This is a genomic window from Streptomyces sp. SAI-127, from assembly GCF_029894425.1.
Classification (GTDB): Bacteria; Actinomycetota; Actinomycetes; order Streptomycetales; family Streptomycetaceae; genus Streptomyces.
This window is the reverse complement of sequence record NZ_JARXYJ010000001.1, coordinates 8,450,785-8,473,235: the sequence shown is the minus strand read 5'-3', so window position 1 is coordinate 8,473,235 and position 22,451 is coordinate 8,450,785. Positions and strand designations below refer to the sequence as shown.

19 protein-coding genes and 2 tRNA genes are annotated in these 22,451 nt (G+C 69.9%); 6 read left to right on the top strand and 15 right to left on the bottom strand.

Annotated elements, in window-relative coordinates; genetic code table 11:
- Nucleotides 1-68: 68 nt before the first annotated feature.
- Entirely contained in the window at nt 69-1,730 is a 1,662-nt protein-coding gene (locus tag M2157_RS38965; protein ID WP_280856430.1) for a hypothetical protein, read from the top strand.
- Nucleotides 1,731-1,771: 41 nt separating this feature from the next.
- Here the strand turns inward: M2157_RS38965 and M2157_RS38960 are convergent, their stop codons facing one another.
- Nucleotides 1,772-2,332 (bottom strand): HIT domain-containing protein, encoded by a 561-nt coding sequence (locus M2157_RS38960; RefSeq protein ID WP_266526096.1) that lies wholly within the window; start codon nt 2,330-2,332, stop codon nt 1,772-1,774.
- A gap of 403 nt (nt 2,333-2,735) precedes the next feature.
- On the opposite strand from M2157_RS38960, the gene M2157_RS38955 reads away from it, so the two are divergent.
- Nucleotides 2,736-3,350: a potassium channel family protein gene (locus M2157_RS38955; RefSeq protein WP_280858954.1), complete on the top strand. Its 615-nt coding sequence runs from the start codon at nt 2,736-2,738 to the stop codon at nt 3,348-3,350.
- 30 nt (nt 3,351-3,380) lie between these two features.
- On the opposite strand, the gene thrS is transcribed toward M2157_RS38955, so the two are convergent.
- The 3 genes from thrS to M2157_RS38940 form a co-directional block, all read right to left on the bottom strand.
- Complete coding sequence (gene thrS / locus M2157_RS38950) at nt 3,381-5,357, bottom strand: threonine--tRNA ligase (RefSeq protein ID WP_280867532.1); 1,977 nt, start codon at nt 5,355-5,357, stop codon at nt 3,381-3,383.
- Nucleotides 5,358-5,459: 102 nt separating this feature from the next.
- Nucleotides 5,460-6,674, bottom strand: coding sequence for a hypothetical protein (locus tag M2157_RS38945; protein WP_280867531.1), 1,215 nt, complete (start codon nt 6,672-6,674; stop codon nt 5,460-5,462).
- The gene (locus tag M2157_RS38940) at nt 6,671-7,237 is read right to left on the bottom strand and encodes a DUF4365 domain-containing protein (protein ID WP_057614194.1); all 567 of its coding nucleotides are present in this window, start codon (nt 7,235-7,237) and stop codon (nt 6,671-6,673) included. Before M2157_RS38940 ends, M2157_RS38945 begins: the two co-directional genes overlap by 4 nt.
- 191 nt (nt 7,238-7,428) lie before the next feature.
- Here M2157_RS38940 and M2157_RS38935 point away from each other — a divergent pair, with 191 nt between their 5' ends.
- Complete coding sequence (locus M2157_RS38935) at nt 7,429-8,154, top strand: 3'-5' exonuclease (RefSeq protein WP_057614195.1); 726 nt, start codon at nt 7,429-7,431, stop codon at nt 8,152-8,154.
- 82 nt (nt 8,155-8,236) lie between these two features.
- Here the strand turns inward: M2157_RS38935 and M2157_RS38930 are convergent, their stop codons facing one another.
- From M2157_RS38930 to M2157_RS38920, 3 genes are all read right to left on the bottom strand, one after another.
- A complete protein-coding gene (locus M2157_RS38930) occupies nt 8,237-9,982 on the bottom strand; it encodes a DUF2207 domain-containing protein (protein ID WP_280867530.1) in 1,746 nt (581 codons plus the stop codon).
- 119 nt (nt 9,983-10,101) lie between these two features.
- Nucleotides 10,102-10,173: transfer RNA gene (locus M2157_RS38925), tRNA-Val, on the bottom strand.
- 39 nt (nt 10,174-10,212) lie between these two features.
- Nucleotides 10,213-10,659 (bottom strand): SRPBCC family protein, encoded by a 447-nt coding sequence (locus M2157_RS38920; protein WP_266526106.1) that lies wholly within the window; start codon nt 10,657-10,659, stop codon nt 10,213-10,215.
- Nucleotides 10,660-10,743: 84 nt separating this feature from the next.
- Here M2157_RS38920 and M2157_RS38915 point away from each other — a divergent pair, with 84 nt between their 5' ends.
- A complete protein-coding gene (locus M2157_RS38915) occupies nt 10,744-13,122 on the top strand; it encodes a hypothetical protein (protein ID WP_280867529.1) in 2,379 nt (792 codons plus the stop codon).
- Between the two features lie 68 nt (nt 13,123-13,190).
- Here the strand turns inward: M2157_RS38915 and M2157_RS38910 are convergent, their stop codons facing one another.
- From M2157_RS38910 to M2157_RS38880, 7 genes are all read right to left on the bottom strand, one after another.
- Nucleotides 13,191-15,926, bottom strand: a complete 2,736-nt coding sequence (locus M2157_RS38910; RefSeq protein ID WP_280867528.1) for a Tat pathway signal sequence domain protein — start codon at nt 15,924-15,926, stop codon at nt 13,191-13,193.
- An 89-nt stretch (nt 15,927-16,015) separates the two neighbouring features.
- Nucleotides 16,016-16,612, bottom strand: a complete 597-nt coding sequence (locus tag M2157_RS38905; RefSeq protein WP_280867527.1) for a hypothetical protein — start codon at nt 16,610-16,612, stop codon at nt 16,016-16,018.
- A 10-nt stretch (nt 16,613-16,622) separates the two neighbouring features.
- A complete protein-coding gene (locus tag M2157_RS38900; RefSeq protein ID WP_280856436.1) occupies nt 16,623-17,495 on the bottom strand; it encodes a carbohydrate ABC transporter permease in 873 nt (290 codons plus the stop codon).
- Nucleotides 17,492-18,448 (bottom strand): sugar ABC transporter permease, encoded by a 957-nt coding sequence (locus M2157_RS38895; protein ID WP_280856437.1) that lies wholly within the window; start codon nt 18,446-18,448, stop codon nt 17,492-17,494. The genes M2157_RS38900 and M2157_RS38895 overlap by 4 nt, the downstream gene beginning before the upstream one ends.
- A gap of 14 nt (nt 18,449-18,462) precedes the next feature.
- Nucleotides 18,463-19,752, bottom strand: coding sequence for an extracellular solute-binding protein (locus tag M2157_RS38890; RefSeq protein WP_280856438.1), 1,290 nt, complete (start codon nt 19,750-19,752; stop codon nt 18,463-18,465).
- A 381-nt stretch (nt 19,753-20,133) separates the two neighbouring features.
- Nucleotides 20,134-20,205 (bottom strand) — tRNA-Val (locus M2157_RS38885).
- A 76-nt stretch (nt 20,206-20,281) separates the two neighbouring features.
- On the bottom strand, nt 20,282-20,743 hold the full coding sequence (locus tag M2157_RS38880) for a TIGR02611 family protein (RefSeq protein WP_280856439.1): 462 nt from the start codon (nt 20,741-20,743) through the stop codon (nt 20,282-20,284).
- 191 nt (nt 20,744-20,934) lie between these two features.
- On the opposite strand from M2157_RS38880, the gene M2157_RS38875 reads away from it, so the two are divergent.
- The gene (locus M2157_RS38875; RefSeq protein ID WP_004002642.1) at nt 20,935-21,348 is read left to right on the top strand and encodes an SsgA family sporulation/cell division regulator; all 414 of its coding nucleotides are present in this window, start codon (nt 20,935-20,937) and stop codon (nt 21,346-21,348) included.
- Nucleotides 21,349-21,558: 210 nt separating this feature from the next.
- Nucleotides 21,559-22,119: a CGNR zinc finger domain-containing protein gene (locus M2157_RS38870; protein ID WP_280867526.1), complete on the top strand. Its 561-nt coding sequence runs from the start codon at nt 21,559-21,561 to the stop codon at nt 22,117-22,119.
- Between the two features lie 82 nt (nt 22,120-22,201).
- Here the strand turns inward: M2157_RS38870 and M2157_RS38865 are convergent, their stop codons facing one another.
- Nucleotides 22,202-22,354: a hypothetical protein gene (locus M2157_RS38865; RefSeq protein WP_167363017.1), complete on the bottom strand. Its 153-nt coding sequence runs from the start codon at nt 22,352-22,354 to the stop codon at nt 22,202-22,204.
- Between the last annotated feature and the right edge of the window lie 97 nt (nt 22,355-22,451).

The window sequence follows — 22,451 nt, the reverse complement described above, 5'->3', positions numbered from 1 at the left end:
ACAGGTGTGCGAAGCAAGGAAGTCGGGAAGGCCGCAGTGGGTGACACCAGCGGCGATCGGGGGCGGGAATGACCGTTGACAGCGGTTACGCGGACTTCTTCGGTCCGCAGGTGCCGCGCACGGGCGACGAGGCGCAGACGGCGACGTTCGCCCTGGCCTCGGCGGCCTATCGGGACAATCCGGTGGAGGAGATCCTCAAAGCCAACAACGAATGGCACGAGTCGGCCGTCAAGGGCGGTCGCAGCTGGGCGAAGATCTTCCGTCCCAACCTGGGCGAGGCCTTCTCCACGGCGGTGATCACCCGCATGCTCGGCAAGGGCCGCAAGCCCCTCATCCAGTCCTTCGGCGCCGAGCCGCAGGTCGTGGTCGAGCACTGCCTCGCGGCGAACAACATCCGCCGGGACCGGGACAACTGGCTGACCGCAGTGATGGTGCTGTGCGGTGTGCTCTTCCTGCCGGGGCTTCTCGTCTGGCTGCTGGTCTTCACGCTGCGCACCACCATCGCCAAGCGCGAGGACAAGCAGGCCGGAGCGCTCGGCACCGCGCTGCTCGTCGCGATGGGCGCGCTCGCCGTGCTCTTCCTGATCAAGATGCCGTTCGGAGGGTTCTGGGGCTGGTACGCACGCGCGTGCGTGGCCCTCCCCGTGGTCGGCTGGTTCTGGGCCAAGCAGATCTGCGAGCGCACCGCGAGGGATCTGCGGGAGCGCTGGGCCAGTCTGCTGGCAGGCAGCAGCGTCGGCGCCAAGGTGCCCGAAGCGGTGCCGAGCAACCCCGGCGAGACCGCGGCCGAGCAGCTGCGCCAGTCCCTGGCGATGCTCAGCGCCGAGCAGCAGTCCAACTCCGTCTTCTACGCCGGTCCCAAGGGAATACTCGGCATGGGCACCCGGTGGGGCAGCTGGCAGCTGGCCGAGGACCTGGTGTCCGCCGACCCGACCCGGGAGATCCACCCCTTCCGCAGCTGGGACGTCATCCGCTCCATCCACGACCAACTGCGCATGCTGGAACGCAACACCATCAACACCGGAGGCTTCCCGAAGCCGTCCGTACGCCACTGGGTCGTCACCCCTGTCGCTGAGGGCGCGAAGGAGGTGTCCCGGCCCGGGGGCACGGACGTGGACGCCTACCAGGTCAAGACCCACGCGATACAGGACATCTGCAACAAGCAGCAGTTCGGCGGCGGCGACCGGCACTACCTGGGGGTCCAGTGGACGCTCTGGGAGGGGCAGCTGGTCCTCACCATGCTGATCACGGTGACCGTGCTGCACGAGACGCTGCGCATCGAGGTCACCGGACACGCCCTGGGGCCCGTGCACGGGCTGTTCACCTCGAAGCCGGCGGCCAAGGAGAAGGAAGTCGCCAAGCAGCTCAGGTTCTGGGAGACCAAGAAGATCAAGCTCCCGCTGGTCGACGCGGACGAGGTGGTCCGCCTCACCGCCCGGGCGCCCCTGACCCGCTACCCCCCGCTGCTCAACTGGCTCGGCGGCTCGCTCACCCTTCCCGAGCCCTTCGGCCTGCGGCACGCCTGGGCGGACCGGCCGTGGCGGCACCGCTTCATGGCCGACGACGCGCTGCGCGCCGCGACACCGGTACTGAGGGTCGTGCACTCCGCGGCGCTCCGGGTCCTGTCGGACAACGGCGTGGACACGGAGAAGTTCGGCACGCGGGCGGGCTTCCTGAGCACGCAGGTCCAGGACGTGTCACCGCGAAAGGCGGACGTGTACGACGCGTAGGTGCGAGGACGGGGGCCGCGCGTTCGCCGGCCCCCCGTGCGTCACTCGCTGGGCCAGGCCTCCGCCAGCATCTTGCGGGTGTCGCCCAGCAGCTGCGGCAGCACCTTCGTGTGGCCGACGACCGGCATGAAGTTCGTGTCGCCGCCCCAGCGCGGGACGATGTGCTGGTGGAGGTGGGCGGCGATGCCGGCCCCGGCGACCGTCCCCTGGTTCATGCCGATGTTGAAGCCGTGCGCCCCGGAGGCCGTCCGCAGGGCCGTCATCGCCTGCTTGGTCAGCGCGGCCAGCTCAGCGGTCTCCGGCTCGGTGAGATCGGTGTAGTCGGCCACATGACGGTAGGGCACGACCATCAGGTGGCCGCCGGTGTAGGGGTAGAGGTTGAGCACCGCGTACACCAGCCGACCGCGCCGGACGATCAGGCCGTCCTCGTCGGATTTGGCCGGAATCGAGCAGAAGGGGCAGCCGTCGTCGGCACCCGGGCCGGTCGGCTTGTTCTCGCCCTGGATGTAGGCCATCCGGTGGGGTGTCCACAGTCGCTGGAACGCGTCCTGCGTCCCGACTCCCAACTGCTGCTCCGGCTCACTCGTCATGCAGTGCAGCATATGACTTCGCCCGTTCGCGCCGTGTCGGCGGGGTTGTGGGAAAAGCGGCCCGGGCCAAGCTGGACGGGTGGACGACGAAAGCCGCGGAGCCGGCAGCGCGGACTCCGGCGGGAGCGACGGCACCGACGGCACCGAGGCTCAGGAGACGCGCAGCGCCGGCCTCCGCGAGCCTCGCCCGCCCGACGCGCACAAGACCCCCCGCGAGCCTCACGACGCCCACCAGGCCGACACCGACGCCAACAGGACCGGCACCGACGCCAACGACCCCGACAGCGCCCACACCCGCGCGCCGGACAGCACCGAGCGCCGCTCGGCTCGCCACGCCGATCCCCGCACCACCCACCCCTCCGGTCCCAGCAGTCCCCACGACCCCGACACCCGCCAGGCCCGCTGGGAAGCCCGCATGGAGGTCCCCCTCGCCCTCGCCTCACTGGGCTTTCTCTCGGCGTACGCGCTCCGCGTCCTGGCCCACCTCCAGACAACCGCGCTAGACCTCTGCCTGGCGGTGACTCTGGCCGCCTGGGCGCTGTTCGCCGTCGACTACGCGGTGCGCTGGCGCCTGAGCGGGCAGCGCCTGCGCTTCGTACGGACCCATGTGCTGGACACCGTGGTCCTGATTCTGCCGCTGCTGCGCCCGCTCAGGGTCGTGAAGATGTACGAGACCGTGCAGCGCCGGCACGGACGGCCCCGGCTCGCGCTGCACGCGCGGGTGATCGCGTACGCCGGTCTGGCGGCCCTGCTGCTGGGCTTCACCGGTGCCCTCGCCGTCTACCAGCAGGAGCACGACGCGCCCGGTGCGAGCATCCGCACCTTCGGGGACTCCGTCTGGTGGACCTGCGCCACCCTCGCCACCGTCGGCTACGGCGACGTGGTCCCGGTCACCCCGCTCGGACGCCTGATCGCGGTCGGTGTGATGGCCATCGGGCTGGCCCTGCTCGGCGCGGTGACGGGGACCTTCGCCTCCTGGCTGCTCCAGGTGTTCGCGCGGGAGGACGACGAAAGGCCCCCGGGAAGCTGAACCTCCCGAGGGCCTCGCGCGAAACGGGCGTCAGACCTGCGCCCGCTCCTCCACGACCTTGACGATCTTCGCGATGGCCTCGTCGAACGGGATGCCGTTCTCCTGCGAGCCGTCGCGGTAGCGGAAGGACACCGAGCCGCCCGACATGTCCTCGTCGCCCGCGATGACCATGAAGGGCACCTTCTGCTTCTGGGCGTTGCGGATCTTCTTCTGCATCCGGTCCGAGGAGGAGTCGACGTCGACCCGCAGCCCCTGCTTCTTGGCGGCCGCGGCGAACTTCTCCAGGTACTCGACGTGCGCGTCGCCGATCGGGATGCCGACCGCCTGGACCGGGGCCAGCCACGCCGGGAAGGCGCCCGCGTAGTGCTCCAGGAGCACGGCGAAGAACCGCTCGATGGAGCCGAACAGCGCACGGTGGATCATGACCGGACGCTGCTTGGAGCCGTCCGGCGAGGTGTACTCCAGCTCGAACCGCTCCGGCAGGTTGAAGTCCAGCTGGATGGTCGACATCTGCCAGGTACGGCCGATGGCGTCCTTGGTCTGGACGGAGATCTTCGGGCCGTAGAAGGCGGCGCCGCCCGGGTCCGGGACCAGGGGCAGGCCCTGCTTCTCGGCGACCTGGCGCAGCGTCTCCGTGGCTTCTTCCCAGACCTCGTCCGAGCCGACGAACTTCTCCGGGTCCTTGGTGGACAGCTCCAGGTAGAAGTCGGTCAGGCCGTAGTCGCGCAGCAGGCCGAGGACGAAGGTGAGCGTCTTGTCGAGCTCCTCCGACATCTGCTCACGGGTGCAGTAGATGTGCGCGTCGTCCTGCGTGAAGCCACGCGCACGCGTGAGGCCGTGCACGACGCCCGACTTCTCGTACCGGTACACGGTCCCGAACTCGAAGAGGCGCAGCGGCAGTTCGCGGTACGAGCGGCCGCGCGCGTCGAAGATCAGGTTGTGCATCGGGCAGTTCATGGGCTTGAGGTAATAGTCCACGCCCTCGTCGAGCTGCATGGGCGGGTACATGCCGTCGGCGTACCAGTCCAGGTGCCCGGACTGCTCGAAGAGCTTTCCCTTCGTCGCGTGCGGGGTGTAGACGAACTCGTAGCCCTCCTCCTCGTGGCGGCGGCGCGAGTAGTCCTCCATGACCCGGCGGATGATGCCGCCCTTGGGGTGGAAGACGGCGAGGCCGGAGCCGATCTGCTCCGGGATGGAGAACAGGTCGAGCTCGGAGCCCAGCTTGCGGTGGTCGCGCTTCTCGGCCTCGGCGAGGAAGTCGAGGTGCGCCTTCAGCTCGTCCTTGGTCGGCCAGGCCGTGCCGTAGATGCGCTGGAGCATGGGGTTCTTCTCGCTGCCGCGCCAGTAGGCGGCCGCGTTGCGCATCAGTTTGAACGCCGGAATGTTCCGGGTGGAGGGCAGGTGGGGACCGCGGCACAGGTCCTTCCAGCACAGGTCGCCGGTCTTGGCGTCCAGGTTGTCGTAGATCGTCAGCTCGCCGGCGCCGACCTCGACGTCGGCGCCGTCGTCGGAGGACGCGGAGCCCTTGAGGCCGATCAGCTCCAGCTTGTAGGGCTCGTCGGCCAGTTCCTCGCGAGCGGACTCGTCGGTCACCACCCTGCGGGAGAACTTCTGTCCCCGCTTCTGGATCTCCTGCATCTTCTTCTCGATGGCCTTGAGATCCTCGGGCGTGAACGGCTTCTCGACGTCGAAGTCGTAGTAGAAGCCGTCCTTGACCGGCGGGCCGATGCCCAGCTTGGCCTCGGGGAAGAGCTCCTGCACGGCCTGCGCCATCACGTGCGCGGTGGAGTGGCGCAGGATGTTGAGCCCGTCCTCGGAGGAGATCTCGACGCCCTCGACCTCCTCGCCCTCGGACAGGACGTACGCGAGGTCCTTGAGCTCGCCTCCCACGCGCGCGGCGACGATCGAGCGCTCGCCGGCGAAGAGCTCGGCGGCCGTAGTGCCCGTCGTCACCACGCGTTCTTCCCGCTCGGAATCGCGTTGGATGATCACACGGACGTCTGACACCGGTCTCTCCTGACTGAAGGTGGGTGCGGCGCCATACCGGGAGCGCGCGCAATAGGGGATCGTACCGACCCCGCCCCCACCTCCGCGAAATCAGTCCCGGTCTCAGTCCCCTCCGCAGGCCTCCTCGAAGAAGTCGAGATTCTCCTGGAGGGACTTCATCAGCCGGTCCCGCTCGGCCTCGTCCACCTGCACGGGCACGACCCCGGTGGCCCCGGTGAGCCTGCGGAAGCCACCGCGGCTCTCCAGTCTGCCGTGCACCCTGACCGGCAGCCCGACGAGGTGGGCGTGCCCGGCGATCCGGTACGCCTCCTCGTCCAGGGTCAGCCTGAGGTGCGGGATCTCGGCGCCGGCGATCACCCGCAGCCGTACCGACCCGTCCCCGCGCGGCCCCGACCTCTGCATCCGCACCACCGTGCCGGTGATCCGCACCGGGACGGAGGGCTCCTCGCGCAGGAAGCGGGCCCCGGCCTCGCGCAGCACGGGCAGATCGCCGGGCGAGAACTCCACGGCCTCACCGGACGCCGCGCATCCTTCGGGGACGCCGGCCGCGGGCGCCCACTCGACGGCGATCCGCGCGCCCTCCGTGCCGCGTACCAGGGCGATCAGGGCCTCGGTGAGCTCACGGCTGACGCCTGCCTCGACGGCGCTGTCGAAGGCGTCCATGCCACCGGCGGCCCGCTGGTAGTCGATGGCCTCGCGGGTGGCGTAGAGGGCCTGGTGGAGGCGGACGGCGAGGGGGCGGGTGGTGCCGACGGGCACGAAGGCGGTGAGTCGGCGGCCACCGGCAGCCGAGCCGACCAGGACGTTCTCCAAGGACGCGGCTGCCGTACGGCGGTAACGGGCGCCGTAGTAGCCGGCACGCGCGCGTGTGGCGAGCGCTCCGGCCAGCAGGGTCTGGCGGGCGGCGGCGCGCAGTTGCTCCTCGACGGTCCAGGACGTGGCGTCGGCGGGGCCGGTCGGGACGTCCCGCCACCAGCGGATCTCGTCGCTGGGCACGGCGAGGCCGACGAGCACCTCGCGCGCGGAGGGCGTGCCGCTGCGGGAGAGGGCGACGAGGGCCTCGCCGAGGAGGTCCTCGCTGTCGGGGAAGGCGCGGCTCTCGGGCACGAGCAGGCTGGTCCCGCTCGCACCCGGCCCTGGTGGTGTCCAGCGGCCGTAGCGGCCGGGGGCGCCGCCGCGCCGCTGCCAGCCGTGCCGGTGCAGCAGGGCGCTCAGGACGGCCGGGTCGACTTCCTCGGGGGTCGGCGAACGGTCCCAGTGGGCCTCCGGGTGGGGCCGTACCGCACGCAGTGGTTCCTCCAGCGGGCGGTGGGTCATGGTCTGCCTCCCGTCCCGACCCGCGTCATGATCTCGCACAGCGCCCGGTCGTCGAAGATGCGGTTGGTGGGGATCCGCACGGTGGTCCGGGTCCGGCCGGTGATCGCGTGGCCGGCCAGGTTGACCCAGTAGCAGCAGTGTCTGAGGTCCAGGCGGTCGTGGCCGGCGCGCAGCCAGTCGTCCTGGGTGCGCGGCACGAGCATGACCACCAGGATCTTGTGGACCGACACCGGCGTGCGGGCGAGTTTGCGCAGATGGTCGTTGTCGAGTGTGAAGGAGAAGAAGCGGCCCGGTGGGTTGGGCGCGACCTGGTAGGTGCACTTGAGCTGCACCTTGATGGTGACCTCGTCGTCGACGGTGTGTCCGGGCGAGCCGTGGCTGACGTGCCAGTCGATGCCGTTGTCCGGGAAGGGTTGCGACAACGAGCAGCCGGCCGCCGCCGCGACGGCGTGCAGATAGCCCACCTGCAGTGTCTCCATGCAGGCGGTGGTGGCGAGCGTGCCGCGAAGAGGGCCCGTGCGTTCGGGCAGCAGCCCGCCCCGCTCGGGCTGCGCTATCGCCATGACCAACAGCCTTCCAAGCCAAGTGACATGCCCACACATGGGCCACATGAATCCCGCGCCGAGCCGCTGAACTGCAAAGACCCGTACTCCTGTTGTGTCCTTCCGGCGTACGGCGCAAACAGCCCGGGTATCACCAAACGGGCAGAAGACGGGGCGTCAGCTGCCGTGGGTGAACGAGGGGTTGTGAAGCTATGACGTGCTGGTACGAAGGGCCCCTGGCCGCTTTCGACACCGAGACCACCGGCGTGGACGTCGAGACCGACCGGATCGTGTCGGCCGCCGTCGTCGTCCAGGACGCGGCGGGCACCCGGCCGCGGGTGAGCCGGTGGCTGGTCAATCCGGGTGTGCCGGTGCCCGCCGGGGCGACGGCGGTGCACGGGCTGACGGACGAACATCTCCAGCTCAACGGCCGTTGGCCGGCGCCGGTGATGTTCGAGATAGCCGAGACGCTGGCCGAGCAGGCGGCGGCGGGCCGTCCGCTGGTGGTGATGAACGCTCCGTTCGATCTGACGCTGCTGGACCGGGAGTTGCGCCGCCACCGCGCCTCGTCCCTGGACCGCTGGCTCGATTCCGCACCGCTGCTGGTGCTGGATCCGCGGGTTCTCGACAAGCATCTGGACCGCTACCGCAAGGGCCGCCGCACCCTCACGGACCTGTGTGAGCACTACGGCGTCGAACTGGCGGGCGCGCACGACGCGGCGGCCGACGCGCAGGCCTCGCTGGATGTCGTACGGGCGCTGGGGCGCCGCTTCGCCGCCCGGCTGGAGCGGCTGGCACCACCGGAGCTGCACAACCTGCAGGCGGTGTGGCACGCGGCCCAGGCGCGGGGCCTGCAGGCGTGGTTCGCGCGCAGCGGGTCGGAGGAGTCGGTGGATCCGGCGTGGCCGCTGCGCCCGGATCTGCCGGCGGCGGCGTGACGGAACCGGCGGCGGAACAAGGCGGGGCGTGGCACGGGACCCTGCGTGACATGGCAGGGCCCCGCTCCGGGCACCCAGGCACTCACCAGGAGCCGCCACCTCCGCCGCCGGCGCCACCGCCGACGTCTCCGGAGGAGGAACCCCCGCCGCTCGAGCCGCTGGATCCACCGGAGCTGGAGGGCGGGCTGGCCGCGGACAGGACGACGGCGACGAGCAGGACGTCGGTGAGGTCGAGCGAGAAGCGCCGCCCCGCGGTCGGTCTCGACGTGGCAGCGTCGACGGCCTGTTCCCAGGCGGACTCGACGCCCAGCGCCACCGCCCAGGCCGCGTAGCGATCCGCCCGCTCTCCGACGGGCAGTTCGCCGGGGCAGCTGCTCGGGTCGGCCAAGTAGCGCCGGAACGCCTCGACCTGGAGCCAGAGGGCGGTGCCGCGGGGGGTGCGCCGGTCCAGCTCCCAGGAGCGTGCCGCGACGGCGATGCCGAGGCCGGCGACGACGGCACCCGCCAGCAGGACGGGCGTTCCGGCCGCGATCCGACGGCCGTTCAGGATGCCGCCGGTGATCACGAGGGCGAAGCCCAGGAGCAGCGCCACCACATCGAGCGCGCCCCATCCGAGGACGCGCTTCTTGGCCGCCATGTCCCACAGGCCACTCGCTGTGCGCCAGTTCTCCAGCTTTCCCGAGAGGTCGTCCCAGCCCTGTCTGAACCAGTGGTCGCGAGATCCGAGGGCCAGACTGCTGCGGCCGGAGAACATCTTGCTCAGGACGTCCTTCACCTCCCGGTCCATCCGCTCCCCGGAGTCGCGCCGCCGCAGGACCGGGTGCTTCTCGTCCCCCTGGATGGTGAGGTGCCCGTCAGCCGCGGCGGTGAGCAGCCAGGCCACCTTGTGCCGTTTGTCGACGCTCTCGGTGAGCAGGAGCCCGCCCTGCGCCGGAGTCAGCTCCTCGGGTGGTGTGGCGGACGGGATGACAGTGCGGGCGAGCCGTTCGACCTCGACCCGGCGTACTCGCCCGCCGTCCTCCGCCAGACGGTCGCGCCCCACGATCCGCAGCGCACAGATGGTCAGCGCGGCGCAGGCCAGCGCGACGGCGAGGAAGAGACCTCCGTTGCGCATCGGATGCGGAAGGGTCGTGCCCACGGCCTTGCCGGAAGGCGCCGCGGGCAGGGCAGCCGCACCGGTGAGCCTGGTCTTCGCGGGGGTGGCGTACAGGGTGAGGCCCTCGCTGCCCTTGAGTTCGTCGAGCCGGACGACGAGGTGCCCCGGTTCACTCTGCAGTGCCGTGCAGGGCCTGCCCTTGTCCCAACTGCCGTGCCGGCAGCGCAGACCGCTGAACCCGTGGGCGTCCACGACGTGGATCTCCACCCGGGATCGGTCGACCTTCCAGCCCGTGCCGACCGCGTCCCACGCGAGTCTGCCGCCCTTGACCACCTCGGGGAGCGTGTACTGGATGCGGTAGCGGTGCACGCCGCTGACCAGGCGGTCGGGGTCGCCCACCTTGAGCCGGTCGGCGAGTTGCTCCTCGCCCGTCACGTCCCGGTAGTAGTCGCCGTACGTGTCCTCCCAGGGGACCTTGTGACCGTCCAGGCTGACGCTCACGTCGTCCCCCTCGAAGGGTGAACCCGGCACGTCCCGGTAGATGCCGTGCGAGTCCCCCGAGTGCCCGAAGTCGTAGTCGATGACCTCGGTGATCCGGGCACTGCCGTCGGCACGTATCTCGGCGCCGACCCACATGGAGTTGACCCGCTCCCTGTTCGCGAGGGTCTGCGCCAGAGCGGCGACCCCACCGAACACCGCCAGGACGACAAGCATGACGACCAGAGACCGCACCCTGCGCCGTCGTATCGAGACCGCCTTCCGCGGTCTCCGTCTAACTGTCCCACCACTCATGCCGCCCCCCAACTGGACACAAAAAACCGGCCTGCGAATGCAGACCGGTCTTTTCCGGGTGGGCGATACTGGGTTCGAACCAGTGACCTCTTCGGTGTGAACGAAGCGCTCTCCCACTGAGCTAATCGCCCGGGAACGCACTGAACAATACAGGTCCCCGCGGGTTTCCTTCAAACCGCTTCCAGGTAGGCGACGAGCCCCCGCCGTCCGGCGCGCATCATCAATCGGTGGTTGGCCAGGAAGACCGGCCGTCCGGGCACGGCGAAGCGCCGGAGCAGCGGTTTGTTCACCTCGGTGACCTGGTCGTAGTGGGCGAGGCTGCCGTCCCCGTCCGCGGTGATCGTCCAGCGCGCCCAGCCGTCGAGATCGCCGTCCATCGCGATCTCCAGCACCCCGGCCTCAGGATCGCGGCGCACCTCGCGCGCGGTGAAGACCAGGTCGTACGGCAGCACGGCCCGGATCGTGATCACGCCGCTGGTGTCGTCGAGCCGTCGCACCTCGCGCACCTGGGGCCACCAGCGCGGATACTCCTCGGCACGCTCCAGCACGTCGTAGACGACGGCGGGCTTCGCGGGCAGGGACCACTGGCTGCGGAAGCGGTATCGGGTCCAGTCCATGGAGAGAGTCTGGCATCGGATCCGAGTAGGTTTTGAGTACGCGTACTCATGTCGCGCCGCGTGACCCAGCCCACACTTCAGGGCATGACGCACATCCCGCCCCCGGCCGAGGAGCTCCGCCTCCTCGACGCCGAGCTGTGGCAACTGGACGCTCGCCGGGCCCAGTTGCTGGCCCGCCGGGCCTGGCTGGTCGCGGCGCTCCAGCCGAACTGGCAGGCGCCGCAGCCGACCGGGCCGAGGCCCGCCGCATCCCCTCGCCCCGAGGCGAGCGCACCGAGCGTGCAGAACGTGCTCCTGCTGCTCGGCGGTGTCCTGCTCACGATCGCCGCGATGGTGTTCACCCTGGTCAGCTGGGGTCACCTGGGGATCACCGGCCGGACCCTGGTCCTCGGGGCGGTCACGATGGCCGCGCTCGCCGCACCGCTCCCGCTGCTGAAGCGCGGGCTGCGCTCGACGGCCGAGTCCGTGGCGGGCCTGGGGCTGGCACTGACGGTCCTGGACGCGGTCGCGCTGCACGGGGCCGTCTTCCCGGAGACCTCCGGGGCGCCGTACACGGCGGTCGCCTCGGCCCTCCTCGCGGCGCTCTGGACGGCGTACGGCCTCCTGCCGGGCGCCACGGACCTGCGCCTGCCCCGCCCGGCCGCCCTGGTCGCGGCCCAACTCCCGCTGTTCTTCTGGGCGATCGCGGCCGACGCAGGCTCCTACGGTCTCACGGCCGCGCTCCTGGTGACGGCCGGTTTCGACGCGGTTGTGGCGCTCCGGACGACGCCCCGTTCCGTACGCGTGGTCGCCGCGATCGGCGCGTACGGAGTGGGCGCCTGGGGCGCACTGGCGGCCGGCTTGCTGACCTGGACAGCCTCCGGCCCGAGCGCCGCCGCCCGTGCGGCGGCGCTCCTTCTCCTCGCGAGCGCGATCGCGCTGGCCGCCGCGTGGCAGGGCGGTCGCACGGCAGCGCGGGCGAACGGGCAGGCCCTCGGGCTCGCCACCGTTTCCGGGCTCCTCGCGGTGGTCGCGCTCGGCGGCACGGCACGGTCCCTGCTGCCCGAACTGTGGACCGTTCCGGCCCATCTGGCCTTCGGAATCGCCCTGTTGGCGGCGCTCAGGCTCGACCGGCTGCCGGACGCGGTACGGCGGGGTCTGGCCTGGGCCGCCGGAGCCGTACAGGCGCTGTCCCTGCTGTGGGCCCTGCCGGCCGTCGGCGTCGTCGTGCTGGGCCCGCTCGCCTGGACCTCGCGGGCGTGGACCGGTGCCCCGTCGGACGCTCGCAGCGCGGTGACCGTCGACGTGACCTGGCCGCCGCACGCGGAGGCGGCACCGCTCGTCCTGGCGGCCGTCGCGGCCGTACTGGCCCTGGCGGTACGGGACACGGCCTGGCGGCCAAAGGCGACGGCAGGCGCGCTGGGCCTGGCCTGGGCCACCGCGATCACCCTCCCTGCCGTGCTCGAACTCCCCTACGTCGCGGGCCTGTTGATCGAAGGCGCCACGACGGCCGGAATCCTCACGGCAGCCGTGTTCCCACGGCAGCGCCTCACCGCCCTGGTCCTGGCACTGGGCACTTCCGCGAGCCTCGCCTGCCTCGCCCTCGCCTCCCAGACGGCGACGCTCACTGTGCTCAGTGGCCTGGTCGCGCTGTTCACGGCGGCCTCATGGCGCCTGGCGCCCTTCACCGCCCCCACCGCTCTCGCCTACGGTGCCGCGCTGGCCGTCGCGATCGGATCCGCCGCGGACTGGTCGCCGCCGCACACCGCCCTGCTGGTCCTGGTGGTCCCCGCGGCCGCGGCCCTCCTCACCGGGCGCCTCGGCGACTCGAAGGCCACCGTGCCGGCCGAGGCGGCCGGAGCAACGGCGGGAGTCCTCGCCATCGCACTGGCGGCGACGGACCTGCCCCTGCTCGCCACGGTCCTGGCCCTGTGCGGAGTGATCACCGCGGGCACGGCGATCCGTAGCGACCGCCGCCCCGTCGGCTACGCGGCCGCGGCCCTGTTCCTCGCGGCCACCTGGGTCCGTCTGGCGGCCTGGGAGGTGGACACCCCGGAGGCCTACACCCTCCCGGTCACGATTCCCGCGCTGCTGGTCGGTGCCCTGCGCCACCGCCGCGACCCGCAGACCTCGTCCTGGACGGCGTACGCCCCAGGTCTGGCCGCCACTCTCGTACCGAGCCTCTTCGCGGCCTGGGGCGACCCGCACTGGACGCGCCCTCTGCTGCTCGGTGTGGCGGCCCTGCTGGTCACCCTGGCAGGCGCCCGCCACCACCTCCAGGCCCCGCTCCTGCTGGGCGGCGCGGTACTGCTCCTGGACGCCCTGCACGAACTGGCCCCGTACATCGTCCAGGTGACCGACGCCCTCCCCCGCTGGGTGCCCCCGGCCCTGGCCGGCCTCCTACTCCTGGCCCTGGGAGCGACGTACGAACAACGCCTGAGGGATGCCCGACGAGTGCGGAGCATCCTGACCAAGATGCACTGAAGCGCCCCTTCAGGGGCGCGGGGAACTGCGCGACCAGCCACAACGGGCCCGCAGTTCCCCACGAACCGTTACGGCATCCTGTCCCCGAGCAACGCCAGGTTCTCGATGGCGGCGAGCCCGTACAACGCGGTGTCATTCGTCGACACCCAGGCCGCCTCACTACCCGACACCAGGGAGGCCGGACCGCTCAACGCCTCCGTCTTCCAGGGCGCGGACTCCTTGTACCCGTCGGAGTTGTAGAACTTCTCCCACGCGCGCGTGGCCAGCTTCGCGTCCCCGGTCTTCACAGCCGCGTACGCGTCCAGCCGCGAGTGCCCCTGGAACAGCAGCAGTGACCCGAAGTTGGACCCGTAACGTGCCGCCTGCTCGGCCTTGGTCGCGTTGAAGTAGCGGCAGTAGTCGAAGTACGCCTCGTTGAACTTCGGCATGTCGACGAGGTCGATGAGCTCGGCGCACAGCTCGTTGAGCCCGAACACGGCGGAGAGGTGCGAGACGCCGACGACGGGCGCCGAGGCCACCGCGAACTTGCCCGTGTCGAGGTCGTACAGTCCGCTTCCCTGCACAAAGCCGTTGGGCTGGGCGGCGATGCCCTCCATCGTCGACAGCACGCGGGCCTTGGCCTTCTCCCACTTGGGGCCCTTGCGCTCCCACTCGGTGAGCCAGGCGGAGACCAGCCCGCTCCAGTCCGTGCCGAAACCGACCGACAGGGCGTGCCGGTCGGGCGTGTAGGGGTCGGTGCGGACCTTGCGCAGCGGGTCGAGCACGAGGAACGTCTCGTCGGAGTCCACGTTGGCGTGCATGAGGTCGCCGACGCGCTCGTCCGCGGTGAGGAAGTAGTAGTAGCGCCGGTACGTCGTGTTGGCGATGCGCTGCTGCTTGGCGCTGTCGGCGTAGTGCTGCACACCGTGCCGGGTGCCGAGTCCTGCCCACTGCCCCAGGTGGTACACGTCCACTTCACCGGTGTGCCGCGTCATGGCCTCGGCGAACCGGAAGATGTCCGCGCGACCCGACCTGATGTACGCGAACCAGAGCCAGAGGTCCGGCGACAGCTCGGAGTTGTCCCAGGCGTAGCCACCGATGTCGTACCGCCACTGGTGCCTGACGGTGTCATAGGTGTGCATGATGTCGCCGTAGTCCCAGAAGCCGTACCAACGGCGCTGCTCCACCTGGTCCTTGTAGTAGGTGAAGAGGAAGTCGAGGTGGTCCTCGATCTTCGCCTTGGCCGGGGTCGAGCGGTCGGGCTCGGAGTACAGGCCCGGCCCGAAGACCTTCGCCTTGATGAGCTGCTTGGGCGGTGCGGCGAGCTGGGGCAACACCCTGACGGCCTCGACCTGTCGGGCCAGGGCCTGCGGCGACGGCGTCGACTCGTTGGCCCAGAACAGCAGTTCCGACGTGCGGGCGATGCCGTAGGGCGTGCCGAACTCCGGCTCGTAGTCCTCGTAGGTGATGTTGAGGCCTTCGAGCTGCTCCGCGAAGGTGTCCTGGCCCATGCCGTCGTGGTAGAAGCGCAGGTCCATGGGCTGCGCCTCGGGCGACCAGAGCCAGAGGGTGACCTCGGCCTCGTCGGTCTGGGCGTCGCGGATGTCGAGCTGGGCGGGGTGCTTCTCCCAGAAGTCCCTGAGGCCGAAGGAGAGTCCACCGCTGACGCCACCGACGTATCCGAAGCCGGAGGCGCGCCTGCCGCCGCCGGCGCCGACCCAGCCGTGTCCCTTCTTGGTGCGCTTGCGCAGGGTGAAGCCGTCGGCGGAGAGCTGGGAGAGGGTGTAGTCGCCCCACTCCGGGATGTACTGGAGCCGGGTGGTGACCCGCTGGTCCCAGGTCGCCGGGTCAGGCAGCTTCTCGCCCGCGTACTGGGCGGCCTGGACGGCGGCACCGGGGTCACGGCGCAGACCGGTGATGCCCTTGACGGCCTCGCGCAGCAGACCGGTGCCCTCACCGCCGATGCGGATGTGCCGGTCGTAGGACTGGTCGCGCATCGGCACGGTGAAGCGGACGCCGAGGCCGCGGATGAAGTCGCCGCTCGCCTTGCCGGGTTCCTGGGTGCCGTCGTAGGTGATGGTGTGCACCATGCGGAAGGAGTCGGCGCCCGCGTAGAAGTAGAGCCGGATCGAGAACGGCAGCCAGCTCCGGCTGCCCTTGCGGTGCTTGCCGTCGATCTTGACGACCGCGCGGACCGGGCCCGACTGCTCGACGGTGACCTCGGAGACGGCCCCCTCGAAGCGCTCGGTCTTGACCGTGCCCTGGTCCTCGTCCTCGATCTCGGGCTGGCGGATCAGCACGAGCCGCCCGTTCCTGGCGATCTCCGTCGAGCCGCGGGTGACCGACTTGATGAGGGTGGCGCCCGACTTGCCGATCCTGGCGGTGATGACCCCGGTGGAGACGGTGATCGTGCCGCCGCTCTTGTCGACGGTGACCTTCTTGTCGGGTACGGCGGCGTCACCGGCGCTCAACGACAGCTTGCCGTTGCCCGAACTGACCGCGTGGGCGGTCCACTTGAGCGAGCCGTCGGGCCAGTAGGCGATCGGCCAGGACTGAACCGGCACGGCCTTGCCGTCGGCGTCCGTGACCGCGAACTTCTGGTCCTCCTGATAGACACCCTTCGGCCAGGGGACACCGACGGTGGAGCCGGGCGCGGCACCGAGGCCGCCGTCCTCCAGCCAGTCCAGGGTCACGGGAGAGTCGTCGGCCTCGGCGGCTCTCGGCGCGGCCTGCGCGTCCTTGGCTCCCAACGCCCAGCTGAACTGCGCGGCGGCACCGGCGACGGCGGCGGCTTTGAGGATGGACCTGCGGGGGATGGGGGACATGGCCATTCCTTCCATGTGCGGCTGGTCAGGGGCATGACAGAGAGAGGTACGGCGCCCGGGGCGCCGACCTGGATCGGGGGCACCGCGCGTCAGCGGCGCCGGTAGCGCTCCTCCACGGCGACGGCCGCCGCCGCGACGGCCCCCAGGACCGGGACCGCCAGCGGCGCGACGAACCCTGCGGACAGGGCCACGACGGCCAGACCGGCGACGATCAGGAAGGACCCGGCGGGGTCGCGCAGGGTCCGGCGTACGGCGTCCGCCAGCAGCGCCCGCCAGGAGGCGCCCGGCGCCCAGACCGCCGCCGCGCGCAGCCCGGCCACCGCGAGGCCGATCAGCGCGAACAGTCCGACTGCCCCGACGAGAGGGCCACCGGGGATGCCGGCCCGCGCGGCCTGGACGTCCACCCAGACCGCGGCCGCCGCGACCCACCCGGCGACCCCGACGAGCCACCCGCGCCGTACCGCCGTACGGAAGTCCGCGACGAACTCCCGCCAGCCACCGCCCTCATGGCCCGTACGACGCCGCAGATGCCGTGCCCCGGCGGCGAAGGCCGCCGGGTAGGTGACGAGTCCGAGACAGGCCACCGCGATCCACACGCCGGTGAGCAGGGTCTCGGCGAAGAGAGCGAAGCGCTCGCCGCCGAACACGGATGCCCTGCGACGCGCCTTCACACGCGCTTGCGCCATGCTGACCGCCTCACTTCAGTCCGGACGTCGCCATGCCGTCGATGAGGTAGCGCTGGAAGGCCATGAAGAAGGCGATGACCGGCACCAGCGCCACCAGGGACATCGCGATCATGCTGCCGTAGTTGGAGATGCCCTCCTGGTCGCGGAACATCATCAGACCGAGCGAGACGGTGTACTTTTCGGGGGTGTTGAGGTAGATCAAGGGCCCCATGAAGTCGTTCCACGCGTTGATGAAGGTGAAGATGGCGCTGGTGATGAGGGCCGGGCGGCACAGCGGCAGCACGATCGACCAGTAGGTCCTCAGGTGCCCGCAGCCGTCGAGCTTGGCGGCCTCGTCCAGCTCGCGCGGCAGTCCGCGCATGAACTGCACCATCAGGAAGACGAAGAAGGCCTCCGTCGCCAGGAACTTGCCTGCCACGAGCGGCACCAGCGTGTCGACGAGCTCCAGCTTGCGGAACATCACGTACTGCGGGATGAGCAGCACGTGATACGGCAGCAGCAGCGTGCCGATCATCAGCGTGAACAGCAGGTTCCGCCCGGCGAACCGGATCTTGGCGAAGGCGTACGCGGTCAGTGAGCTGGAGATCACGACACCGGCCACGGCCAGGCCCGCGTACATCAGCGAGTTCGTGAAGAAGCTGCCGATGGAGATGCCGGAGATGCCGTCGGCGAGACCGGAGAAGTTCGCCCAGACCGGCTTGGACGGCAGCAGGTCGATGCTGGCGATGATGTCCTTGCTCGGCTTGAACGAGGCGCCGAGCACCCAGATCACGGGGTACAGGACGACCGCGAGGACGGCGAGCGCGCCCACGTGCCAGGCGATCGATCCGGTGCGCCGCCGCTCGTTCGCGGTGCGCACGACGGGGGTGCTGACAGTGGTCACTTGGCGGCCTCCTCGTAGTGCACCCACTTCTTCTGCGACCAGAACAGGACCGCCGTGACCAGCGCCACCGCGACCACCAGCGACCAGGCCATCGCGGAGGCGAAGCCCATCTGGGCCTCCTTGAAGCCCTTCTGGTAGAGGTAGCAGGTGTAGACGAGCGTGGCGTCGGCGGGCCCGCACCGGGTGTCGGAGACGACATAGGCGGAGCCGAACACCTGGAACGCGTGGATGGACTCCAGCAGCACGTTGAAGAAGAGCACCGGGGAGATCATCGGCAGCGTGATGTTCCAGAACCGGCGCAAGGGGCCGGCCCCGTCCACCTCGGCGGCCTCGTACAGCTCCCGCGGGACCTGCTTGAGACCGGCCAGGAAGATGACCATCGGCGCACCGAACTGCCAGATGCTCAGGGCCACCAGGGAGTAGAGGACGTAGTCCGGGTTGCCGATCCAGCCGCCCACCTCGACGCCGAAGATCTTCTGGGTACGGTCCACGATCGCGTCGTCGGAGAACAGCGCCCGCCACACGAAGCCGACGGAGACGCTGGCGCCGATGAGCGAGGGCATGTAGAACGCGGCCCGGTACAGGCCCTGCCCGCGCCGGCTCTGCGCGAGCAGCAGAGCGACGCCGAGCGCGAGCAGCAGCTTGAGCGGAGTGGCCACGACGACGTACTTGAGTGTGACCTCCACCGACTTCTGCCAGCGCGGGTCCTGGAACATCGTCGTGAAGTTGTCGAAGCCCACCCATTCGGGCGGTGTGAACAGGTTGTACCGGGTGAACGCGTAGTACAGCGACGCGATCATCGGCCCCGCCGTGAGCAACAGGAATCCCGCGATCCACGGCGACATGAAGAGGTAGCCGGCGAGGTTCTCGCGGCGCCGCCCGCGCCGCCCGGCGGCGGGAGCGGCGGGCCGCTTCCCGGCCGGGCGCACGGGCGCTTCCTTGACGAGCGTCATGGTGGTACGTCCCCTCAGCCCGCGAACGCGGCCTTGGCCTCACTGAACAGCGACTTGGCGGCGTCGGCCGGCTTGGACTTGCCCTGGGCCACCTCACCGCCCAGACGCAGGAACGCCGCCTCGATGACGTCGGCGCCGGACGGGTGCGGGGTGATCTTCCCGAGCACACCGGCCTTGGCGACCTCGTCCTCATAAGCCGCGACACCCTTGTTGTTGGGGTCGGTGGGCTTGAACGCGTCGTACTGCTCGGTGGTGGCGAGGATCCCGCGGTCGTAGCCCATGATCTTGCCGACCTCGGGGTCGTGGACCATGAAGGAGATGAACTGCGCCGCCTCCTTGGGGTGCTTGGTCCCGGCGAAGGCGCTGAGCATCAGCGAACCGAGGTACTGGCCGGTGTCCTTGCCGTCCGTGGTGGGGATCGGCGCGAGCCCGTAGTCCGACTCGCCCTCGCCCTCGTAGCGGATGGAGAAGTTGTCCCAGGTGAACTCGGACGCGGCGAGGCCCGCCGAGAGACCCGACTTGGGCTTGACCTGCTCGATCTTCTTCGGGTCGGCGACCAGCCCGGACTTCACGCGCTTGTAGCCGTCCGTCCACCACTGCGTCAGGTCGTCCTCGGTGAAGCCGAGGTCGGAGTCGGTGAAGAATGCCTTGCCGTTCTGGCGCAGATACAGGTCGTAGAGGTACATGATGCCGAAATAGCCGGTGTCGCCGGCGATCTTCAGCTTGTCCTGGATGGTCTGGAGCGCGGCGAAGTACTCGTCCCAGGTCCAGCCCATTTTCGCCTCTACGCCGGCCTTCTCGAAGGCCTTGAGGTCGATGACGAGTGCCATGGTGTTGGCGCCGACGGGGATGCCGAGCTGCTTGCCGTCGACCTGACCGTTCGCCAGAACGCCGTTGCGGAAGTTGTCCAGGCTCAGATTCCCGGAGTCCGCCTGCGACTTGAGATCGAGCAGAACACCGCGCTTGTCGTACTTGCGGAGGAAACCGACCGCGTTCTGGAAAACGTCCGGCGGATTTCCACCGGAGGCCTGGGTCTGGAACTTCTCCCAGAACGCTTCGTAGTCGGTGAATTCAGGCTTGATCTTGATCTTCGGATACTTCTTCTCGAAGAGCGCGATGGTCTTCTTGATGGCGATGGTGCGCGGCTCGCCACCCCACCACGCATAACGCAGTGTCACCGTTCCGTCTCCGGAACTGCCGCTGTCACCTCCGCACCCGGTCGTCGCGGCCAGCCCCAGCGTCGCCGCCGTAGCCCCGGCCGCCTTCAGGATCGTTCGCCTCTCAACATTCCTGCTGGTTCCCACAGTCGAGCCCCTCCCCGCAGCGTCGCCGCCTGCATGAATCGTTTCAAGTAAGCGCTTGCTGGCACAAGCTACGGAGGGCCCGGGAATGCGTCAATGATTCGGACAGGAATTTCTTCTGAGTCTGGTGAGACGTCGGCGCGCCTCCAACAGCCGGGCGGCGCCAGGGAACTGACGACTGCCCAGGTGAGAGACATGGGATCGACCCGTCGAACGGAACGCAGGCTGCCGTACGGGATCGTCGGGCGGCCGAAAAAGTACGGGCGGCGGGGAGGCGTCGCTGCGGACGGTCACGCGGGCGAGCCGGCGACCCCGGCCTTCACATCGGTCCCCGCACACGCCGACGGCCCGTCTGCGCTCTCACAGACGGGCCGTCGGTCCGGGTGGGCGATACTGGGTTCGAACCAGTGACCTCTTCGGTGTGAACGAAGCGCTCTCCCACTGAGCTAATCGCCCGGACGCAGGAAGAAGATTACCCCATGTCAGGGGGTGCCCGTGACCAGCGGTGACAGCCCGGGCACCGCCGCGCGGCTCACTGGTTCTTGATGTTCCAGGGCATCTCGAGGCCGAACTTCCAGAGGTAGACCCCGAGGATCGCGGCCACGATCACGAGGCCGATCACCGTCAGGATGATGTTGCGCCGCCGCACCTTGGGATCGAGGGCGCGCTGCGCCGCCTCGGTCACCTTGCGCTTGGTCCAGCGGAGCACGAGCTGGGCCCAGACGAACTCGGTCGCCCAGATCGCCATACCGCCGAAGATCACGACCCACCCGGGTCCGGGCAGCGGCAGCATGATGATGCCCGCCACCACGACCGCCAGGCCGATGACGAAGATCAGGACCTGCCAGCTCAGATGCAACAGGCGACGCGCCTTGATGAAATCCGGCGCCCGCGAGCCGAGCCCCTGCCCGTCCTTCGTCTCGTCCGTCTTCTCGCCGGTCTCCTTGTCCGCTGACACGGCAACCTCGCCCGGCTCGTCACTCCCCGTATTCATACAGCCAAACCCTACCCGAGAGAAACCAGTCACCGGAATGGTCGTACCTCTCGAAGAGGCGCTCGGCCGGAAGAGTTACGTAAACGCACGCAAAACACTCAGAGGGGTTTACAACGGCACCGTAGGTGGCATGTCGATTTCGCCGACGTGCGAATCCCCGAGCGCACACTGAGCGAAAGGCCCTGGCGCTTATGAACACCACGGTCAGCTGCGAGCTGCACCTGCGCCTCGTTGTGTCGAGCGAGTCCTCCCTGCCTGTCCCCGCAGGCCTGCGGTACGACACGGCCGACCCCTACGCCGTGCACGCCACCTTCCACACCGGAGCCGAGGAAACCGTCGAGTGGGTGTTCGCCCGCGATCTTCTCGCGGAGGGCCTCCACCGGCCCACCGGAACCGGCGACGTCCGAGTCTGGCCGTCGCGCAGTCACGGTCAGGGCGTCGTCTGCATCGCCCTGAGCTCCCCTGAGGGCGAGGCATTGCTCGAGGCCCCGGCGCGGGCCCTGGAGTCGTTCCTGAAGCGAACGGACGCCGCCGTGCCCCCCGGCACGGAACACCGCCACTTCGACCTGGATCAGGAGCTCTCGCACATCCTGGCGGAAAGCTAGGGGTGAGGCCCCACAGAGCCGCCCGGCGCCGTCCACTCGGGGAGACGGCTCGGGCAGGTACAACCGCATAGGGAACGACAGGTGCCGTGGCTGCGGAGCGCTCCGCAGCCACGGCACCTGTCGTGCTACCCGTCACCGAGGCCCGGCGAGCCACTACCATCGGCCAGCATCGGCGGGCGTTCGCCCGACCCCCAGGCCAGGGAGCGAATCGTGCTGATCACCCACGACACCCGGTGCGCCCTCGACACCGTGGTCGATCTGGTGAACACCGCACCGGAGGACGACGCGGCGCCGGACGGACTGCCGGATGTCGCGGCGCTCGAGGATTTCGTACAAAACCACGAGATCAGTGATGTCGGGGTGCTCTCGGAGTTCGATCTGTCCGCCGTGCGCAAGATCCGCGGCCGGTTCGCCTCGGTCTTCGCCGCCCCGGACGCCCGGGCCGCCGCCGCGCTGATCAACGATCTGGTCGCCGCCGCGGGCACCACTCCCCAGCTCACGGATCACGACGGCTACGACTGGCATGTGCACTACTTCGCGCCGGGCGCCTCCGTCGCCGACCATCTGGCGGCCGACTGCGGGATGGCACTGGCGTTCTTCGTGGTGGCCGGCGAGCAGGAGCGGCTCCGGCGCTGTGAGGCGCCCGACTGCCGACGGGCCTTCGTCGACCTGTCCCGCAACCGCTCGCGGCGCTACTGCGACAGCCGGACCTGCGGGAACCGTCTGCATGTGGCCGCGTACCGGGCGCGCCGCAAGGAGGCCGCGGGCTGAGGTCCCGGCGGCGGGGCCGGCGCCCTGGCGGGGTGGTCGACGTGGTCCCCGGCGGGTGGCGCCGGGGACCCACGGGTACGGCTCAGAGCAGCAGCAGGTCGTGCAGCGCAGCCATGAGCAGCAGACACCCGATCACCGCAAGGAAGATCATCAGCGGTGGCTGGGAGAGGGCGAAAAGGCATCCACGCGGCTCGTCCTGAGGCGGCGCGGTGTCGCTCTGTTCGGTGTCCAGCATCTCGCGGCGATGATGGCGCAGTCGACGCCTCCGGCGCGATCAACACGCCCGGAATGGGCGGGAGTTCGCCGGATTCCGTGATGTCCGTTTCGAGTCG

Bases quoted from the DNA above. Each gene is read 5' to 3' on its own strand.
- M2157_RS38965 (WP_280856430.1), top strand. From the start codon at position 69: ATGACCGTTGACAGCGGTTACGCGGACTTCTTCGGTCCGCAGGTGCCG.
- M2157_RS38960 (WP_266526096.1), bottom strand. From the start codon at position 2,332: ATGCTGCACTGCATGACGAGTGAGCCGGAGCAGCAGTTGGGAGTCGGG.
- M2157_RS38955 (WP_280858954.1), top strand. From the start codon at position 2,736: ATGGAGGTCCCCCTCGCCCTCGCCTCACTGGGCTTTCTCTCGGCGTAC.
- M2157_RS38945 (WP_280867531.1), bottom strand. From the start codon at position 6,674: ATGACCCACCGCCCGCTGGAGGAACCACTGCGTGCGGTACGGCCCCAC.
- M2157_RS38940 (WP_057614194.1), bottom strand. From the start codon at position 7,237: ATGGCGATAGCGCAGCCCGAGCGGGGCGGGCTGCTGCCCGAACGCACG.
- M2157_RS38935 (WP_057614195.1), top strand. From the start codon at position 7,429: ATGACGTGCTGGTACGAAGGGCCCCTGGCCGCTTTCGACACCGAGACC.
- M2157_RS38920 (WP_266526106.1), bottom strand. From the start codon at position 10,659: ATGGACTGGACCCGATACCGCTTCCGCAGCCAGTGGTCCCTGCCCGCG.
- M2157_RS38915 (WP_280867529.1), top strand. From the start codon at position 10,744: ATGACGCACATCCCGCCCCCGGCCGAGGAGCTCCGCCTCCTCGACGCC.
- M2157_RS38910 (WP_280867528.1), bottom strand. From the start codon at position 15,926: ATGTCCCCCATCCCCCGCAGGTCCATCCTCAAAGCCGCCGCCGTCGCC.
- M2157_RS38905 (WP_280867527.1), bottom strand. From the start codon at position 16,612: ATGGCGCAAGCGCGTGTGAAGGCGCGTCGCAGGGCATCCGTGTTCGGC.
- M2157_RS38895 (WP_280856437.1), bottom strand. From the start codon at position 18,448: ATGACGCTCGTCAAGGAAGCGCCCGTGCGCCCGGCCGGGAAGCGGCCC.
- M2157_RS38880 (WP_280856439.1), bottom strand. From the start codon at position 20,743: ATGAATACGGGGAGTGACGAGCCGGGCGAGGTTGCCGTGTCAGCGGAC.
- M2157_RS38875 (WP_004002642.1), top strand. From the start codon at position 20,935: ATGAACACCACGGTCAGCTGCGAGCTGCACCTGCGCCTCGTTGTGTCG.
- M2157_RS38865 (WP_167363017.1), bottom strand. From the start codon at position 22,354: ATGCTGGACACCGAACAGAGCGACACCGCGCCGCCTCAGGACGAGCCG.